The 18,386-nt window shown below is 40.9% G+C and carries 14 protein-coding genes; 4 read left to right on the top strand and 10 right to left on the bottom strand.

What is annotated here, in order from left to right; translation table 11 throughout:
• Positions 1 to 17 precede the first annotated feature (17 nt).
• The 4 genes from OC25_RS16570 (at position 18) to OC25_RS16555 (ending at position 3,131) form a co-directional block, all read left to right on the top strand.
• A complete protein-coding gene (locus tag OC25_RS16570) occupies positions 18 to 599 on the top strand; it encodes a thymidine kinase (protein ID WP_039478251.1) in 582 nt (193 codons plus the stop codon).
• 48 nt (positions 600 to 647) lie between these two features.
• Positions 648 to 1,250 carry a Crp/Fnr family transcriptional regulator gene (locus OC25_RS16565; protein ID WP_052266260.1) on the top strand — a complete coding sequence of 201 codons (603 nt, stop codon included), beginning with the start codon at positions 648 to 650 and terminating at the stop codon, positions 1,248 to 1,250.
• A 93-nt stretch (positions 1,251 to 1,343) separates the two neighbouring features.
• Positions 1,344 to 2,282, top strand: a complete 939-nt coding sequence (locus OC25_RS16560) for an NAD-dependent epimerase/dehydratase family protein (protein WP_039478249.1) — start codon at positions 1,344 to 1,346, stop codon at positions 2,280 to 2,282.
• A 30-nt stretch (positions 2,283 to 2,312) separates the two neighbouring features.
• Complete coding sequence (locus OC25_RS16555; protein WP_052266259.1) at positions 2,313 to 3,131, top strand: Rossmann-fold NAD(P)-binding domain-containing protein; 819 nt, start codon at positions 2,313 to 2,315, stop codon at positions 3,129 to 3,131.
• A gap of 183 nt (positions 3,132 to 3,314) precedes the next feature.
• On the opposite strand, the gene OC25_RS16550 is transcribed toward OC25_RS16555, so the two are convergent.
• The 10 genes from OC25_RS16550 to OC25_RS16505 all read right to left on the bottom strand — a co-directional run bounded on the left by OC25_RS16550 (position 3,315) and on the right by OC25_RS16505 (position 18,213).
• Entirely contained in the window at positions 3,315 to 6,728 is a 3,414-nt protein-coding gene (locus OC25_RS16550) for a DEAD/DEAH box helicase (RefSeq protein ID WP_052266258.1), read from the bottom strand.
• Positions 6,729 to 6,904: 176 nt separating this feature from the next.
• Positions 6,905 to 7,936, bottom strand: coding sequence for a GntR family transcriptional regulator (locus tag OC25_RS16545; protein ID WP_039478247.1), 1,032 nt, complete (start codon positions 7,934 to 7,936; stop codon positions 6,905 to 6,907).
• Between the two features lie 39 nt (positions 7,937 to 7,975).
• The gene (locus OC25_RS16540) at positions 7,976 to 9,361 is read right to left on the bottom strand and encodes an FGGY-family carbohydrate kinase (protein WP_039478244.1); all 1,386 of its coding nucleotides are present in this window, start codon (positions 9,359 to 9,361) and stop codon (positions 7,976 to 7,978) included.
• 14 nt (positions 9,362 to 9,375) lie between these two features.
• The gene (locus tag OC25_RS16535) at positions 9,376 to 10,656 is read right to left on the bottom strand and encodes a sugar isomerase (RefSeq protein ID WP_039478324.1); all 1,281 of its coding nucleotides are present in this window, start codon (positions 10,654 to 10,656) and stop codon (positions 9,376 to 9,378) included.
• A gap of 324 nt (positions 10,657 to 10,980) precedes the next feature.
• Positions 10,981 to 13,101, bottom strand: a complete 2,121-nt coding sequence (locus tag OC25_RS16530) for a bifunctional rhamnulose-1-phosphate aldolase/short-chain dehydrogenase (RefSeq protein ID WP_039478240.1) — start codon at positions 13,099 to 13,101, stop codon at positions 10,981 to 10,983.
• A gap of 31 nt (positions 13,102 to 13,132) precedes the next feature.
• On the bottom strand, positions 13,133 to 14,227 hold the full coding sequence (rhaT, locus tag OC25_RS16525; protein WP_039478237.1) for an L-rhamnose/proton symporter RhaT: 1,095 nt from the start codon (positions 14,225 to 14,227) through the stop codon (positions 13,133 to 13,135).
• Positions 14,228 to 14,792: 565 nt separating this feature from the next.
• Positions 14,793 to 15,644, bottom strand: coding sequence for an alpha/beta fold hydrolase (locus OC25_RS16520; RefSeq protein WP_039478234.1), 852 nt, complete (start codon positions 15,642 to 15,644; stop codon positions 14,793 to 14,795).
• A gap of 3 nt (positions 15,645 to 15,647) precedes the next feature.
• Positions 15,648 to 16,124 (bottom strand): pyrophosphohydrolase domain-containing protein, encoded by a 477-nt coding sequence (locus tag OC25_RS16515; protein ID WP_244154748.1) that lies wholly within the window; start codon positions 16,122 to 16,124, stop codon positions 15,648 to 15,650.
• Between the two features lie 305 nt (positions 16,125 to 16,429).
• Positions 16,430 to 17,158: a LytR/AlgR family response regulator transcription factor gene (locus tag OC25_RS16510; RefSeq protein ID WP_039478231.1), complete on the bottom strand. Its 729-nt coding sequence runs from the start codon at positions 17,156 to 17,158 to the stop codon at positions 16,430 to 16,432.
• 47 nt (positions 17,159 to 17,205) lie between these two features.
• The gene (locus OC25_RS16505) at positions 17,206 to 18,213 is read right to left on the bottom strand and encodes a sensor histidine kinase (RefSeq protein ID WP_052266257.1); all 1,008 of its coding nucleotides are present in this window, start codon (positions 18,211 to 18,213) and stop codon (positions 17,206 to 17,208) included.
• Positions 18,214 to 18,386: the final 173 nt, after the last annotated feature.

Below are 18,386 nucleotides of genomic sequence, written 5' to 3'. Positions count from 1 at the left end.
GGAATAAAAAATAAGGCATGTTATTTAGCGAACAAAATTTTAGAAGAAGGGGCGAATTTTCGGGAAGTATTGAAGTGGTATGCGGCTCCATGTTTTCGGGCAAAACAGAAGAACTGATTCGCCGGCTAAAAAGAGCCCAGATTGCTAAATTGAATGTCGAAATCTTTAAGCCCAGAACTGATACCCGTTACCATGAAACAGCTGTGGTTTCGCACGATTTAAACTCGATTAATTCAACACCTGTTGATAGTGCCTCGGCCATTTTATTACTGGGTACCAATACCCAGGTGGTAGGCATTGATGAAGCCCAGTTTTTTGATGATGAATTGCCTGATGTCTGCAATAAATTAGCCCTCAGAGGTATCCGCGTAATCGTTGCAGGTTTGGATATGGATTTTACCGGCAGGCCTTTTGGCCCCATGCCAGCGCTAATGGCCATTGCCGAACATGTAACAAAGGTAAATGCAGTTTGTGTTTGCTGTGGCAACCCTGCTTTATACAGCTACCGCACGGCTGCCGACGAAGCTACCGTATTGCTTGGCGAAAAAGAAAGCTACGAACCCCGCTGCAGGGCTTGTTATAACCTCGGTAAGGGTTAATACTATTGCCTGCAAATCTGTATCTTTAATCAGAATTTCACCTCTGGTATGGATAAACAGTCTCAACTTAAAGCATTTAGAATCGGTATTACCCAATTTGTAACCTTTAGCGATACAGAGTGGGAAATCTTTACCACTTACCTCAGTTTTTCGAGTCTAAACAAAAAGGAACATTTTGCCGTCGAAGGAAAGGTGTGCGACTATATGGCCTTTATTACCCGTGGGGCTGTACGCTATTACCATATCAAAGACGGTCAGGAGATTACCGGATACTTTAGCTTTGAAAATGAATTGATGAGCGCTTACAAAAGTTTTGTTAAACGGACCCCAAACCGCAATTACATTCAAGCCCTTGAAGAAACCGAACTGGTAATGATTTCTTACCAGCATTTGCAGCAGATGTTAAACCACCCGCTACTGGCCTTAAAAATGGAACGTTTTGGTCGTTTAATAGCCGAATATTACATCTGTTGTTACGAAGACCGGGTTACCGCTTTTATAACACAAAGTCCCGAAGAGCGTTATACTGCACTCGAGAAGACGGCCGGCGATATTTTTCAGCGGGTTCCGCAGCATTTTATTGCCAATTTTCTGGGCATTACGCCTGTTTCACTTTCGCGCATTCGTAAAAGAACCTTATTACAGCACTAAGCCTATTCTTATACTTTTTGTATTCATTATCTTTTGTTAACGTTTTCTGCATCAAAGCACAGCTAACTTTGAGTCAATCAAAAAAGAAAAGCTATGCACACGATATTAGGCGCCGGCGGGCCAACAGCAAACGCATTAACCCAGGAATTAATTGCCCATAACCAAACCCTTAGGCTGGTAAGCCGTAAACCGGTAGCGACCAACAATCCCAATGTAAGCTGGCAAAAGGCTGATTTGTTGAACGAACAGGAAGTACTTGCCGCAACAGCAGGCTCGAGCATCATTTATTTGTGCGCCGGTTTAGTTTATGATGCCCAAATATGGCAGCAACAGTGGCCCGTTATTATTCAAAATGTGATTAATGCCTGTAAGCAAACGGGAGCACGATTAATCTTTTTCGACAATGTTTACATGTATGGGCTGGTAAAAGGGCCGATGACGGAGAATACGCCTTACCATCCTTGCAGCCTGAAAGGCGAAGTGAGGGCAAAAATAGCTCAGCAATTAATGGATGAGAGCAAAGCAGGCCACATTAATGCAACCATAGCCCGTGCAGCCGATTTTTATGGCACCGATTCTATGAACAGTTTCTTCGATATGATGATACTGGACAAATATGCCAAAAATACCAGCGGCCAGTGGATAGGAAATCCCAATACCTTACATAGCTTTACTTACATTCCGGATGCCGGCAAAGCGCTCTTTCTCTTGGGCCAAACACCCGATTCGGGCAACCAGATCTGGCATTTACCAACCGCAGCTCCTTTAAAAGGAAAAGCTTTTATTGAAATGGCCGCGCAAATTTACGGCACTAAAGCCCGTTATTCGGTAATTAATAAACTGATGCTCCGTTTGGTTGGCTTATTTAAAAAAGTAGTAGCGGGCACTGTTGAAATGTATTACCAGTACGATCACGATTACCATTTCGATTCCACAAAATTTGAAAAAGCTTTTAACTTTAAACCAACCAGTTACCACGATGGCATTTTAGCCTTATCGAAAACCTTGTACAAGAACAGAATTGACAAATAAATTACCGGCAGAAAGCTATCTTTAGGCACTATGATTTCAGGTTCTAAAGTGCATCAAAAGGCAATTAAAAAGGTTTCGGTTTTAGGTTGTGGCTGGTTTGGCTTTGCGTTTGCCAAAGCACTGGTTGCCCGCGGCTATTCAGTTAATGGTTCAACCACTACCGAAATTAAACTTACTACATTGGTCGATGCACAAATTGTGCCTTATCTGGTTAATTTCACAACAGCAAAAATTGAAGCAGATCCTTCCTTTTTTGAATGTGATGCCTTGTTTATTTGTATCCCGCCAAAAAGAAACTCAACCGAGCTGCAGGATTATCCTGCAAAAATTAAGTCGATTATAGCGGCTGCCAAAGGCAAAACAGCCCAAATTGTACTCATCAGTTCAACGAGTGTTTTTGCAGATGAAAACCAGTTGGTAAACGAAGAAAGCACAACTTGTCCGGATACCGATTCGGGCAAGGTTGTGGTAGCTGCTGAAGAAATTTTAAGCGCTGGATGCCCTAATTCTACCATTATCCGCTTTGCAGGATTAATTGGTCCCGACCGTAACCCGGGAAGGTTCTTTGCAGGCAAAACCGGCGTACCCAATGGTTTAGCACCGGTAAATCTCATCCATCAAACAGATGCAGTTGGTATTGCTATCCGGTTATTGGAAAAACAAGCCTTTGGCCGCATTTATCATGCCTGCTCGCCTACACACTCCGCGAAAATGGATTTTTATATGGAAGCGGCCAAAGCATCGGGGTTAGCTATACCTGAGTTTATTGCCGAAAAGAAAAACTGGAAAATTGTAGAGAGTTTGAATGTGCCGAAGTATTTGGATTACGATTTCGAGGTGGGGATCTAACTAGTCAAAGTCCAAAATAGAAATCGTCATCTCGACTGAAGCGCAGCGTAATGGAGAGATCTATCTTGATAGATTTAGCTTCGCTGAGCCTTCGGGTTCTCGACTACGTTGCACTCCGCTCGAAATGACGGGCGTCATTCTGGGGCTATCTAAATTATCTCTGTAAACCAATAGCAAAACCTTCTAACTCAGCAATCCCAACAACTCTTTTTTGGTTAAATTTTTGAAAAAACTACCCTCGGTTTGGATCAGGTTACTGACCAAATCCTTTTTAGTGGCCTGCAGCTTCATAATTTTTTCTTCAATTGTATCGGGGCAAATAAGCCGCACTGCCATTACGTTTTTATGCTGGCCAATGCGGTAAGCACGGTCAATGGCCTGGTTCTCTACTGCGGGGTTCCACCATGGATCAACCAGGTAAACATAATCTGCCTCTGTTAAATTCAGTCCCGTTCCCCCGGCCTTAAGGCTAATCAGAAAAACTGGAATATCTTTATTTTGCTGAAACGAAGTCACCACCTCTTCCCTGTTCCTTGTCTGGCCGGTGAGATAAGCATAACCAATATGCCGCTTGTCGAGTTCTTTTTTAATCAAATCGAGCATGGTTACAAACTGCGAGAAAACCAGAATTTTATGTTTACCGGCTTTATTTTCAATCTGCTCCAGCAAGACATCAATTTTGGAAGAGGCCTGCAGATAAGATTTTCCATCAGCCAGCAAAGCTGCCGAATTACAAATTTGCCTCAGCGTGGTAATGCTTTTCAATACATGCATTGAGCTTTTAGGCAGTTCATCTTCCTGTTTACCCAAAATATAATCCTGGATTTCCTTTTTATTCGCCTCATATACTTCGCGTTGCTCCTCGCCCATTTCGCAGTACAGTATAATTTCCGTTTTATCCGGAAGTTCTTTCGCTACCTGCTCCTTAGTCCGGCGTAAAATGAATGGCCTAATCTTTCTTTGAAGTTCATCTGCCCTACGGCTATCTTTAAACTGATCAATCGGGGTAGAATATAAATCGGCAAACTGTTGCTTGCTGCCAAACAGGCCGGGGCAGGCAAAAGACAACTGTCCGTACAAATCGAAGGTATTGTTCTCAACGGGCGTACCTGTAATGGCCACTTTGTTGCGCGATTGCAGCATCCTCACTGCTTTATAACGCTGCGACTCGGGGTTTTTAATGAGCTGAGATTCATCTAAAAAGATGTAATTGAAACGATAATCTTTTAAAAAGCGAACATCAGAAAGCAAGGTGCCATAAGAGGTTAAAATGATTTCATACTGGTCAAAATCTTCGGTGGTTTTGCTCCTTTCGCCGGCATAAATGGTTTTAACCTGTATAGATGGTGCAAACTTTTCTACCTCGGCTTTCCAGTTAAAAATCAGCGAAGCCGGAACCACAACCAGGTTGGTATTGTGTTTCACTTTTTCGCGCTGCGATAAAATAAAGGCTAAAATCTGTATGGTTTTACCCAGTCCCATATCATCGGCCAGGCACGAACCAAAATTAAAATCATCTAAAAAGTTAAGCCAGTTCAGTCCATCTTTCTGATAATGGCGCAAGGTTGCCTGTAAAGCTGAGGGCACTTCTACTTCTTCAATTGCATTTGCGCCTTCGAACTTCTGTTTATAAAGCTGCAACTCATTTTTAACTTCGCCATCCAATAGGGCATCTTCATACAATTCATTTACTGTGGCAAATTTTATTTTCGGCGTCAGGATCGCATCTTCGGTAATTTCGCCTGCATTAAAATAGGATGCAAACTTCTCTACCCATTCTTGTGGCAAAATACCTTCGGTGCCATCATCGAGCTTGACAAACCTGCTCTTATTGCGAATGGATTTATGCAAATGCTTTAAGGGCACCACCTGCCGGGCAAATTTTACCTCTACCTTTGTTTCAAACCAATCCAGTCCGCTAATTACCTCAATATTTATCTCCGGTTTAAATTCGCTTAGCTTATTGTTTTTCAACTGATTGAAGCCTAAAACCTGAATTCCCTTATTCCGCCAGATTTCAAAGGCATCTAAAAACCAGGCTTCTTCTAAAAATCTTTTCCGGTGCAGATAAAAGGAATCATATTTATTCTGCTCAAAGAGGAAATCGTTTTCAATTTGTTCGTAAAAGTAGGGGTGCGACCTGATGATGTTAGAAACGAACTGAAGTTCAGCTTTTTCATCGCGGTTAAGCTTAAAAACATTACCAAATTTATCCTGCGCCTGAATTTGCTTTTTAGATAAAACCGGAATTTCTAAATTTCCGTAGCGCATTACGGGGGTTAACAGGATAAAATCTTCGGATTCGGACAAATAAATTAATTGTTCGTTTTCGAGGTCGAAACCTTTCTCTTCGATCTGGCTTTTGGTGGCAGGCTTTAAATAAGAATAATCGACATGTATACTGCCTTCCAGTTGAATCAGAATGGCTTTCTGAAATTCGGGATATTTACTTTTGTGTAAGATTAACCGATTACTTTGTTTTTTAAAAAATCCGATCACCCTTAAAAAATCAAGTCTGCCAATCAGATAAAGCTGATTTTTGAGCTTAATGAAGTACTGGTGCACCAATTGCAGGTTATCCAATTCGTACGATTTACCTTCGATAATTAAACGCCCCGTTATTTCATAATAATCCTCGCGCTGGTTTACCGCAAGCCTTAAATCGACATTGAGTGGTTGCACATCAACTGCCGAGATGCTGGACGGCTGAATAACCGACGATTGTTGCACATCCTGCAAATAAACCGGAATTTTAGCCGGATTTTTAACAATTGCTTTTAAAGCTTCGATTTCTACCTCGCTTTGGTCGGTATTGTAGTTTTGCTGAAAGGTGGTAATGCCGCTAAAAAATTTCAGCAGATCGGTATCTTCTGTTTTAAAAATTAAATCTGCCGGATGAATACCTTTTAATGGATTTTTAACCTTTCCGGTCTTGGTAATGGCTGCTTCAAAAAGCTCGATGGTTAAATGGTTGTAATAGCGGTGCTGCCCCAATACCAGGATCATTTTACTTAAATCACCTTTATCCCAAGCCTTAATTTCTGACTTCGTTTGGGGTAACAGCAGGTCGGCCAGGTTTTGCTGAGCTTCTTTATTAAAAGGCTGCAAGGCTTCCATTTTGGGTTTAATTTCAACCTCATCCTGCTGATAGGTCAGGTTAAAAAGCAGATCGGGATTTGCTTCCTTTTCCAGCCCATAATCGATGGCTATTTTAATCAATTTTTCTCTGCGTAGGTTAGCATCGAAAAAAATACGCAGCGCTTTGCGTTGAAGAATATTGTATAAAACCTGAGCCTGGTGTGTACAGAGTTTGTTTTTTGGCGTAGCGCAGCGACACGAAAGCTTTACCGAATTATTTTGCTGCAGCACCATCACCACAGGAAAAGGTTCAACTGCTTCTCCCTGACTAAACGCAGCAAAATCAATTTCGATCTGTTCGGGGTGCAAATGATAAAAACCTTTTACATCGGTACGTACCAGCCCGCCCAAATGTTTGAGGATAACAATTTCGCTGAGATCTTTGAGATTAAAATCCCTTAAAATATAATCGTAAGGGTTTTCTTCTGATCGCAGCTGTGTAGTTACCGTTTCATTCATTTAAAAAAGCTAAACGATAAAAGTAATGATTATTCGCTTTGGGGTAAAGTTCGTTTAAGGGTTTTTATGCACAATTAAATATCGTCAGTTCGCGCGAAGTGCAACGAAGTCGAGAAATCTATTAAAGGTCTCTCCATTTCGCTACGCTTCAGTCGAGATGACGGATCAACTACAAGCTAAAGCGATTTCCTCAAATTCAGATAAAAAGGCACCTCCACCCTTTCTGTTTTGCCACTCAATACAAACTCTGCTGCCTGAGCACCTAACTCGCTGAAATCAGTAGAAATGGTGGTTATTCCGTCTAAAATGATTCTTTTTAATGGCGTTTCGTTGTAAGAAATTACCCCTACATCTTTGCCAATTTTGAGCTTTTGTGCAATCAAACGTTCAATCAGCATCACCAGGTCATCTTCCATCAGGTTAATGTAAACCTCACCCGGATTTATTTCTTCATCTTTAATATTATGGATCACTTTATGATCGAAAGCATATTGCTGGCAAAAACGGTAGAAACCAGTAAGTATTTCGTGTGGAAAATAGCTGTTTCGGGGGAAAATAATCTTTAAAGTGCGGTAGTTGGAAAGGCGGTCTAAGGCCTGCTCCAAAGCTGCGTAAATATCCTGTGCAAAGTTTTCGTAGGCTGCAGCATAATTTCCGGTTACCCCTGGTAACAGTTTGTCCAAAATTACCAGTTTTTCTTTGGGAATGGTGTTGATGATTTCATGTGCATTTTCTCCCCCTTCCAGAAAGTGCGGAATAATTACAAAGTGCGAATATTCATCGCGCTTGGCCACAATCATCTTTTTAAACAGCGCATAATCGTTGTTATAAATGTAAAAATCAATAGCCGCCCGTTCGCCTATGGTTTTGGTAAAAGAATCGTAGATGATCTTTTTATGCGTACTGAGCTTATTAAACAGCAGGCAGATTTTAAGTTTCCGCGAAAAATCGGTGTTAATGATAAAATAGCCCTTCCCCGGTACCGAATCTACCACCCCCAGTTTCCGTAAGTTCCGGTAACCCTTCTCTGCTGTATCGCGCGACATTTCCAAACTAAAACTGAGCTCGTTAATAGAAGGCAGCAAACTGTTTTTAAGCAATTTACCACTTTCTATTGCCGCCAAAATGGCGTTGGTTAGCTGTTTGTATTTTGGTGTCGACGAGTATTCATCAACATTGAGATAAGGTATTAGATCTTCTGGTTTCAAAATGGTTAGGGTATTAGGATTTCTAATATAAGGAAATTCCTAAAAATCCAGTGTACGTTGTATGGCTGAATAGTATTTTAACTGAATCATATCCGTAGGTACCGGATTTTCGTTCCAGGCATCGTTAATGGCTAAAGCCGTTCCAATAGCGGTAGCCTGCGAAACTGAAGAAGCATATACTTCTATATCCGGAATAGCGGTAGCCAACAAATGCATGTAAATGGCATTTTTACCAAATCCCCCGTCAACAAAAATCCGTTTTACGCCTGGGTTTAAAATCAATTTTAACGAATAGAGCTGCTGTTTTACCAGATCAAAAATAAGCTGGTGGTAAGCTTCTTCGGCCGTTTGAAAAATATTCAGATCGCGATCTGGAAATGCCGAATTCGCCAAAAATCCCGTCTGCGCCTCCTTATTCTCCGGAATCTTATTGGCCAGTTTCAAAATCATAGAAGGATTAAACTTCAAATGCTTAAACAGGTAAGCTGCCCGATCAAAATGCTCGGCAATACGTTTAAGCTGCACCTCATGCTCGTAACCTGCAAAAATACGCGAAGCTTTAACCGCTTTGCCTTTATAGTGCATGTAACACAGACAATCTTGTTTCAGTTCTTCGGCTGTTAGAGGTTCCTGGTTAAAAGGATTTAAACTAATGCACCAGGTACCGGTAGAAATGAGTACAAAAGGGGTATTGAAATTAGCCAGATACGGAATTAAAGCAGCTGAACTATCGTGCAGACCTACCCCCACTTTGATGCTGCTGCCTTCAAAATCTGTTTTCAGGCTCGAGTCGGCGGGTGTAAATGCGCCAAACTTGCCATCGATCTTTTCTGTCGATACCCAATTGTGGTACTGGTTTTTGTTAAAATCCCACAGCTGGGTATGACAGCCAATGCTGGTAATATCGGCCACAGCTTTACCTGTAATCAGATAACTCAGGTATTGAGGCAAATGCAAAGCCCATTTTACTTTATCAAATAACGCAGGCTTTTCGTGTTTTAAACGGTACAACTGCATACCCGAATTTAAACTGCCCAGAACTGGTGAAGCGGTTTCTAAAGAAATCTTATCCTCCCCCCCGTACGTAGTGTAAAAGCGCTGCTTAAGCGCTTCGGGATAGGCTTTTAAATAATTATAAAGTGGTGTTAAAGGCTCACCATTTTCATCGAGGTACACAAAACTGGCACCATAGGTAGAAAAATTAATAGCTTTAACATCAAACTCTTTTAACTGCAAAACCTGATGCAGGGAATCGTACACAGATGAGCGCAGACTTTCCAGGTTTTCGCAAACTTCGCCATCTTCATCAACAGTTTCTACAAAACGGGCTGAACGCTCGTAAACGATCTGGTAATTTTCGTCGATCAAAAAGAGTTTTTTATTCGTTTTCCCTACATCAAATATGGCAATAACCGGTTTTGGCATTTCTATTCTCCTCTTTACAAACCTGTAGCAACAGTTTTTCCACGGTGATTAACTAAATGATTACGCACATCTAAATCGCGGTATAAACCAATTGGCGATAATGCCGCTCCGGCTCTTAAGCGCGCCTCGGCAACCAATGCCCTTAAATCGCTACGGAAAGTATGTTGTAAAATCTCCTGTGCTTTTGCTACATCGTTATTATCCTGTGCTGCATTTAATGCTTTTCTATCTACCAAAAGTGCCTGTGCATAAGCAATCATAATGGCTTCGACCGATTGCAGCAGGTCTTCTAAAGGATCTTTGACATTGTGCGAAGCATCGATCATCCAGCCCAGATCTTTAGCATGGTTCATGCCTTTTGCATCCATTCCTTCAACCAGCTCATTAAAAATCAGGAATAGCTGGTAAGGTTTAATGCTTCCGGCGGTTAAATCATCATCGCCATATTTAGAATCGTTGAAGTGGAAACCACCCAATTTTCCTTCCATCAACAACAAAGCTACAATTTGCTCGATATTGGCATTGGGCAGGTGGTGACCCAAATCAACTAGTGTATAGGCTTTTTTGCCCAGTTTGCTGGCATACAATAACGACTGCCCCCAATCGCCTACTGTAGTTGAATAAAAGTTAGGCTCAAAAGCTTTGTACTCCACAAACATTTTCCAGTCATCAGGCAGGGCCGAATAAATTTCCTGTAAGCTTTCCAATGTATTTTCGAAGGCCTTGCGGAAGTTAAGCTGACCAGGGAAACAAGATCCATCGGCTAGCCAAACGGTTAAAGCATCGGAACCCAATGCGATACCGTGTTTAATTACTTCTATATTGTGCTCAATCGCCTGTTTGCGAATGGCTTTATTTACATTTTGTAAGGAACCAAATTTGTAACTGTGTGCCGAACCTGCCTGATCCTGAAAGGTATTGGAGTTCATGGCATCGAACTTCAGGCCATAACCCGCAGCCAGTTTTTTTAATTCTCCGGCATTTTGAGGAATATCCCATGGAATATGAAGTGAAATTGCTCCACTTGCACCATTCAAGGCATGCAATAAACCCACATCTTCAATTTTTTCTTCAATGGTACGTGGCTCTCCACCGGTAATGGCAAAACGACCGAAACGTGTACCACCTGTTCCCAAGGCCCAGCTTGGAATGGCAATCTGAAAATCGACCAGTTTTTGAATTACAGCTTCAAGATCAACGTGTGCCCAGTCTTCTTTTAAAAAAGCAAGCTTACGCTGATGTGCGGTTAACAATGAGTCGTTGTGTTTTTCTATTTGGTTCTGCCCGATATTCATGAGGATATTTGGTTTTATTAGGTTAATTATTTTGGCGATACAATCGCCTTTCTCGTTCATCCTCGTTAAAAACGAGGACGATAACAAAAATTTAAAGTCATTTTCGATCTGTGCCTAAACACAGACCGATGAAACAACTTACTAAAACTGAATTTAAAATAGCCGTGGTCAGTGCCCACACTGACCACTATTTTTTGTTTAACCACAGATGCACACAGATAAACACAGATTTGTATTGCTGCATTTATATCGATTGGTGAGGACACCAACCGATAGATCAAATTTCATCTGTGTTCATCCTTTTTATCTGTGGTTACATTTTTATTATCTTACAAATGCCATGGCTACACCGCCATCTACATTAAGCACATTGCCGGTTGATTTTTGCAACAAGCCACCAACAAAGGCAAAGCAAGCATTAGCAATATCATCCGGTAATATAATCTGGTTTAACAAAGTACGTTTTGCGTAATAAGCAGGCAACTCGGCTACAGTAATACCATAAGCTTTGGCACGACCTTCGGCCCATCCACCAGCCCAGATATTGCTATCGCTGATTACCGCATCAGGATTAACCACATTTACGCGGATATTATCGGCACCTAACTCAGCAGCGTTTAATCTGCTTAAATGTAACTGCGCTGCTTTTGCACTGCCGTAACCTGCATTATTTGGTCCGCTAACTAAAGCATTCTTACTTACAATATTAATAATATCGCCACCGATATTTTGCTTTTGCATCGTATTTGTTGCAGCCTGGGTGATAAAAAATTGCCCTTTTACCAAAACATCATATAAAAGATCCCAGTCTTTCTCGGTATGGTCGGCAATGGTTTTAGAGATCGATAAACCTGCGTTGTTTACAATAATATCTACCCCGCCAAATGCCAGTGCAGCGGCATCAAAAGCATTTTTAATGTCTGCTTCGCTGGTTACATCCAGAATGGCTGTACTGTACGAATCTTTACCAAACTGCGCCGCAAATTCTTTACCTGCTTCTTCTAAACGCTCGGCATTCATATCGTTTAAAATAACCACACCACCTTCTGACACGAATTTTTTAGCAATGGCTTTACCAATACCACCAGCACTGCCTGTAATTAAAGCAATTTTACCGGTAAGCGGTTTAGGTTTAGGCATACGCTGTAATTTGGCTTCTTCCAGCAACCAGTATTCGATATTGAAAGCTTCCTGGTGCGGTAAAGAAGTATACTCAGAAACAGCTTCAGCACCTTTCATTACATTAATGGCATTGATGTAAAATTCTGCCGCAACCCTTGCCGTTTGTTTATCTTTTGAGAAAGTAAACATACCAATACCCGGGTATAAAATTACAACAGGGTTGGTATCGCGAATGGCCGGACTGTTTGGATGCTTACAGGTTTCATAATAATCGGTATACATGGCTCTGTAAGCTTCGAAAGCAGGCTCCAAAGTTTCTTTCAATGCCTTAACATCCGATAAATCGGCATCGCTGGCTAAATCTAAAACCAGCGGACTGATTTTAGTGCGCAAAAAGTGATCGGGACAACTGGTTCCCATTGGGGCTAAACGGCCCAAATCGTTCGAATTGATAAACTCCAATACACGTGCATCATCGGTAAAATGACCAATCATGTGCTGCTTTGAAGAACATAAACCACGTAAAACCGGCGCCAATGCAGCAGCTTGTTTTTTACGATTATCTGCTTCGGCACTTTCTATTTTCTGCCCGCCAAAAACAGGGCCTTTTTTACCATAGTTCTGGCTAAGGTAATCTGAACAAATTTCGATTACTTCTAAAGTATTTAAATAACTTTCGTAAGCGGTATCGCCCCAGGTAAATAACCCGTGCGAACCTAACATAATGCCGCGGATACCCGGGTTTTCGTCTAAGCACTGCTTTAACTGTAAACCCAGCTCAAAACCTGGTTTTTTCCACTCAACCCAACCAATGGTACCATTAAACAATTCCTGCGTAATGCGTTTACCATCTTTTGCTGCTGCAATGGCAATGGCGGCATCAGGGTGCAGGTGATCGATATGTTTGAAAGGTAAGAAACCATGTAAAGGTGTATCAATTGACGGTGCCTTAGAGCTTAAATCAAAAATGCAGTGATTAAACAATTCAACCATTTCATCTTCGTAAGCCACCCCGCGGTAAATGTTTTTCAGGCTGCGTAAACGGTCTACATATAATGCAGCTAAACCACTTTTCTTTAAAGTACCTAAATCACCACCCGAACCTTTTACCCACATCACCTCGGTTTCAAGGCCGGTTAGCGGATCTTTTTCCAACAGTTTACAAGAAGTATTGCCACCTCCGTAATTGGTAAGGCGTAAATCGGCACCCAATAAATTTGAGCGGTAGATTAACAAAGCAACTTCATCACCAGCCAGTTTTGCAGCTTCTTCTTCATCCCACAAGTAGCTTACATGCTTATAACTTTTCGTATCGATTGACATTATATTATTCTATTTAAATTTTTCTATTTGATTAACCTTTTATTGAGTTGCCATAACCCACAATGAGCACTGAAAGAATGATGGTTACAATGCCCACCAAAACCGTTACCAGTGTTTTGCGCGATACGCCTTTCCATTCTTTTAATATCAGCCCCCAAACGTTTGCAATTAAGATGATAAAGGCCATGTGTAAAATCCACGAGCTGGCACCGTTACCCATTTTACTCTCGCCCATTCCGTAAAAGAAGAACTGCAGGAACCAGGTGGTACCAGCCAGGGCTGAGAAAATATAATTTTTTAAGAGCGGAGTTGTTTTATTGGTATAGTCGCCAAATGATTTGTTGCGGGCATTAAGCACCATACACCAGATAAAATTAGTGGTAAGTCCGCCCCAAAGCACAATTACATAAGTAACGTTGTTTTGAAAAAGAAAATTGCCTGTTTCAGCTGGGTTAGCGGCTTTCCAGATGGCATTGGCAGCATCGGCCATGGGTTTACCCGCTTCGATACCAAAATTGAAACAAGCACTTAACACGCCTGAAACGATCCCTACAAATAAACCCAAACCAAATTTATATTCGGTTTTTACCTCCATACCGTGCGGATCGGTAATATCCGTTTTCATTTCCTTTTCCTTCATCATTCCGGCCCTGCCGCAAATCACAATCCCCAGCACACATACCAGTAAGCCCAGTAAAACCATGCGCCCCCAATCGGTTTGCAAAAACATGGTGAAAGTATCTTTACCGGCTTGCGGAAAAAAATCGAAATAGATGGATGGCAAAATAGAGCCTAAAACCATGCATAATCCCAGAATGATACTGCTCCCCAGCGATACGCCCAGGTAACGAACACCTAAGCCGTAAGTAAGGCCACCAATACCCCAAAGCACACCAAAAAAATAAGTGAGCCATAAAATGCTGCCATTGGTACTGCTGATGATCGCGCTAAAATTCGGGATAGTTAAATAAGCTGCCAGCGGTGGAACAATCAGCCAGGAAAATATCCCGCCAACGATCCAGTAGCTTTCCCAGGCCCAACCTTTAACTTTTTTATAAGGAATGTAAAAACTTCCGGAGGCGAAACCACCGAAGAAATGAAAAATAACACCTAAAATTGCCTGCATGCTGTTAATTAATATTTGGTTGCTCTAAAATAGAATATACCACAATTTTAACTGTCATGCACTGTTATGGATTTAAAAAGGGTAGAACATTTTTTCACCATTTAAGACATATGAGGATATTCAAGAAAGATTATTCAATCTCTGCGATGATCCGCGAAATCAGCGGGAGATAATATGTAGATGGAGTTCGTGAAACCAATTGGATTAAAAGCAATATTTGAGAACTGTCAGATGGTAAACCTGAAAGCACAAAGTTTTTTTTCACCACCTAAGACACCTTAGAACAGCTAAGATCTTAAATAATTTTGTTTAATAACCACAAAGGAACTGAGTGTACAAGACTGTCAGCTGGAAACAGCTGACAGCACTATTCAAGACAGATAAGATTAATTTAAAGGCCCTTATTTTAGGTAATTCAGCTTATTTTTACTTTGAAACCTTCCCACCGTAGGTGGCAACAAATAAAAGCTACTTTGAAACCTTCCCACCATGGGTGGCGTCAAATCAAAGTTACTTTGAAACCATCACACCATAGGTGGCACTAATGAAAGTAAAAACAGAAAAATTAACTTAAAGCTTGAATCTGTTTTGTAATATCTTCGATTACTTCAACCGATTTAAGGATTTTATAATGCCCTACATTTTCGAATGATTTGGAGGTGATAGCAGGGTATTTATCTAGAAATTCTTTCAGAAACGGATAGGGCGAAATATGGTCTTCGGGATCGAAAGCCAGAAAGTGATTGGTTTCGTTTTTTAACTTATATAAACTGCTCAGGTTAAAATAACTGGCCGAAACCGGGAACTCTTTTTCAAAATTGGCAAAGAAAATTTCCTGGTCTTGGCTGGCAATGTTGACCGAATCGAGACTTTGCTCAAAATTCTCTTTCAGGCGGATTAAAGGAGCAATGCTAACCAGCAATTGTGGTTGTATAGCCAGCTCCTGCACGGCAATAACATTGGCCATTCCGCCCAGCGAGTGACCAATGAGCACATCGGGCTGTGCGTAATTAAGTGCAATTGATTTTACCGAATCGGCATAGAGCATCAGGTTCGAAAATTCCGAAACAGAACTCCCATTGCCCGGCGCATCAAAAGCGATCACTTCCAGGTCATCATTTTTTAAAAGGGCTAAAATAAGCTCGTAAAAATCGAGTGCTTTTGAAGCCCAGCCATGGGTAAGCAACACTTTCCTTTTACCTTTGCCCCAGCTAAAACAATTGATGCTGATTTCGGAACGGGTAAAATAGGTATCGAAAACGGGCAGACTAAATTGCTTCGATTCGGCGATAAGCTGCTCCTGATGCAGGCGTAGCGGCATTTTAGGCGAGTAAAAAATAAACTCGCGCATTAAAGCAGCATCGGGATTACCCTGTTGCTGCTTCAAATCGCCAATTAGCTGCTTTAGCCTTTTCAAAGCTTAATAAATTAAATGTGATTTTAAATCAGCAGGCGAATAGTTGATGGATTTCAACGTTTTATCGTCTGATTTGCGGAATACTAGAAATAATCCGTCGATTTCTTTGTAATAAGATTCTGTTCCGTCTTTATCTAAATAGAACTGAATGGTATTTTCGGCCTCTTCGATGGTTTTGCAGGCTTTACTCATGTTTGAGCGGTGTACCTCGTCAAATAACGTTTTAAACTTTCCACCCAAACCAAATTCATGAATTGCACCGGCCAAAACGTACTGCAAATCGCACAATGCATCGGCAACTTCTACCAAATCATCATTTTCTACCGCTTCCTGCAATTCTTTTAACTCCTCAGCCAAAAGCGAAATACGCAAATTAGCCCTTTGCTTTGAAGGGATAACCGGATTTTCGAGAATAGGGTGTTTAAAAGTAGTGTGGAATTCGGCAACCTGGTTTAGCGAATTGGTTTCTTGCATGCTCATGTTCTATTTAATCTTTGTGCAGCAAACTTAAAAAAATAGAAAGAAATAATCGGGAGATTTTATGCACACTTCCTGGGGTTAATCGGTTAATTGTTTAAACTGGTCACCTGGAGATAATCTTTAAAGATTTTTACCATTAAGAGATTAAGAAAATTAAGGTGGAAATACTGAATTGGAGGTCAATCCCTACAATCGAACAATTTAGCAATGGAACAATCGTAATTGGTTAATCGGTTAATTGCTGAAACTGGTTAACTGTAAGTTCATCATAACAATTAACCAGTTAACCGATTTATACAGTTAACCTACCCCTTCTTCCCTTCCCTGATCACCTTAAAAAACTCTTCTTTATAGGTTTCGCCAACAGGAATGGCTTCATTATTAATAAAAACCGTATTACCATCAATCATTTTAATCTTCTCGATCGAAATGATGTACGATTTATGGATGCGGTAAAAGGGTGGTTTGGGCAATTGTGTTTCCAGCTCGCGCAGGGCCTGGTAGGTAATAATCCGCTGTGTGGCAGTGTACACCGAAACATAGTTTTTAAGTCCTTCTATGTATAAAATATCATCGTAGTTTACTTTGATAAATTTATTCTTGGTATCGCCTTTGATAAAAATAAAGTCGTTGCCTGGCGCCACCTGTTGTATCATTTCAGGTTGAACCACTGGTACCGGATTTATAATTTGCTGCGCTTTTGAGGCTGCTTTATAAAACCGCTCGTAAGAAATGGGCTTAAGCAGGTAATCAACCACATCGAGTTCAAAGCCCTCCAACGCATATTCGGGATATGCTGTAGTTAAAATCACTTTGCATTTGCCTCCACAAATCTTTAAAAACTGGATCCCGGTTAATTCAGGCATCTGGATATCAAGAAAAACCAGATCAACCTTACCTTCCTGCACCATATTCAGCGCCTCAAAGGCATTGGAAGTGGTTCCAACCAATTCAAGAAAAGGGGTTTTATTGATAAAGGACGCAATAATATCTGAGGCGTAAGATTCATCATCAACAGCAAGGCAACGGATCATGTTGGGCTTAGGGTTTAGGTAATAATTTCAATGATACTAATTATCTGCTAGAGATTCAAAATCAAGGTACTTTTATAGGTATTGCCGTTATTAGAAATCAGCAATTCGTGTTGGTCAGGGTAAATGAGATCTAATCTGCGGTGTACATTTACCATGCCCACCCCACTGCTATGGTCTTTTTGCGCATGACTAATCTTATTGCTCACCTCAAAACTCAGGCGTTTTTGTTGCACTTTAAGTTTAATGCGCACGGGTTGCTTTTCATCGTTTACCACCCCGTGTTTAAAAGCATTTTCAACAAAAGGAATTAAGATCAACGAAGCAATTTTCTGATCGCTAATCCCCTCTGTGCTAAAACTCACAAAGAAATTGGGCTCGAAACGCATTTTAAACAGTTCGACATAACTTTCCAAATAGCCTACCTCTTTATCTAAGCTCACTTTTCCATCCGGGCTATCGTTTAAGGTATAGCGCATCAAATCAGATAAACGTAAAACCGCGTTGGCCAGTTTATCCGATACGGGAATAGCCAGCGAATACACATAATTTAAAGTATTGTACAAAAAATGCGGATTAATCTGCGATTTGAGAAAGGAAAGTTCAGCTTTAACCACTTCTTCTTTAAGTTTCCGGTTTACCTGTTCAGATTTAAAACTCTGTTCGATACCATAAACCGCAGCGGGCACCACTATATAGGCTAAACTCCAGTAAATGTTATCAGAAATGTAGTGCCAGGCTGTTGTACCATCTGCATAGTTATGAATACCGAACCATTTTAAATACAGAACTTCTTCAATCAGATATCTTAAAGCAATAAATATGGCAATGGTAAGTACAATGCCCCCAATTAACTGAGGGGTTTTACCTTTTTTCAAAAAATGCGGATATACCCACAGGTAGCAAATGTAAAATTCAATGATCTGTATAAAGTTCATGGAGATACTAAAGGCCGATTCTCTTAAAGTAATGCCTTGTATGAGCGAGCCACCGTAAAAATAACCCAGAACCAGTACCCAGCAAAGTATATGTAGTGTAACCGTTTTTAATGTTTTCATGCCCTAAAACTATACAAAGCATTTTTAACCACCTATTTTCTTATGCCAAACCAGTAAATATTTATCCCAAACCCTGTTTTTTTAGTACGAAAGCTGTTTCAGTTGCTAAAACCCGTTGGGATAATATTTTGGGTGGTTGGGATGATATAATTTGCTGGCCACAGCAGCCACTG

It is taken from the genome of Pedobacter kyungheensis (assembly GCF_000812965.1).
Classification (GTDB): domain Bacteria; phylum Bacteroidota; class Bacteroidia; order Sphingobacteriales; family Sphingobacteriaceae; genus Pedobacter; species Pedobacter kyungheensis.
Note: the sequence above shows the minus strand (reverse complement) of the source record. Positions and strands in the feature narration are given on the sequence as shown.

Coding starts and splice junctions, on each gene's coding strand:
- OC25_RS16515 (WP_244154748.1), bottom strand. CDS start 16,124: ATGAGCATGCAAGAAACCAATTCGCTAAACCAGGTTGCCGAATTCCAC.
- OC25_RS16550 (WP_052266258.1), bottom strand. CDS start 6,728: ATGAATGAAACGGTAACTACACAGCTGCGATCAGAAGAAAACCCTTAC.
- OC25_RS16510 (WP_039478231.1), bottom strand. CDS start 17,158: ATGATCCGTTGCCTTGCTGTTGATGATGAATCTTACGCCTCAGATATT.
- OC25_RS16535 (WP_039478324.1), bottom strand. CDS start 10,656: ATGAATATCGGGCAGAACCAAATAGAAAAACACAACGACTCATTGTTA.
- OC25_RS16530 (WP_039478240.1), bottom strand. CDS start 13,101: ATGTCAATCGATACGAAAAGTTATAAGCATGTAAGCTACTTGTGGGAT.
- OC25_RS16570 (WP_039478251.1), top strand. CDS start 18: ATGTTATTTAGCGAACAAAATTTTAGAAGAAGGGGCGAATTTTCGGGA.
- OC25_RS16565 (WP_052266260.1), top strand. CDS start 648: ATGGATAAACAGTCTCAACTTAAAGCATTTAGAATCGGTATTACCCAA.
- rhaT (WP_039478237.1), bottom strand. CDS start 14,227: ATGCAGGCAATTTTAGGTGTTATTTTTCATTTCTTCGGTGGTTTCGCC.
- OC25_RS16560 (WP_039478249.1), top strand. CDS start 1,344: ATGCACACGATATTAGGCGCCGGCGGGCCAACAGCAAACGCATTAACC.
- OC25_RS16540 (WP_039478244.1), bottom strand. CDS start 9,361: ATGCCAAAACCGGTTATTGCCATATTTGATGTAGGGAAAACGAATAAA.
- OC25_RS16555 (WP_052266259.1), top strand. CDS start 2,313: ATGATTTCAGGTTCTAAAGTGCATCAAAAGGCAATTAAAAAGGTTTCG.
- OC25_RS16505 (WP_052266257.1), bottom strand. CDS start 18,213: ATGAAAACATTAAAAACGGTTACACTACATATACTTTGCTGGGTACTG.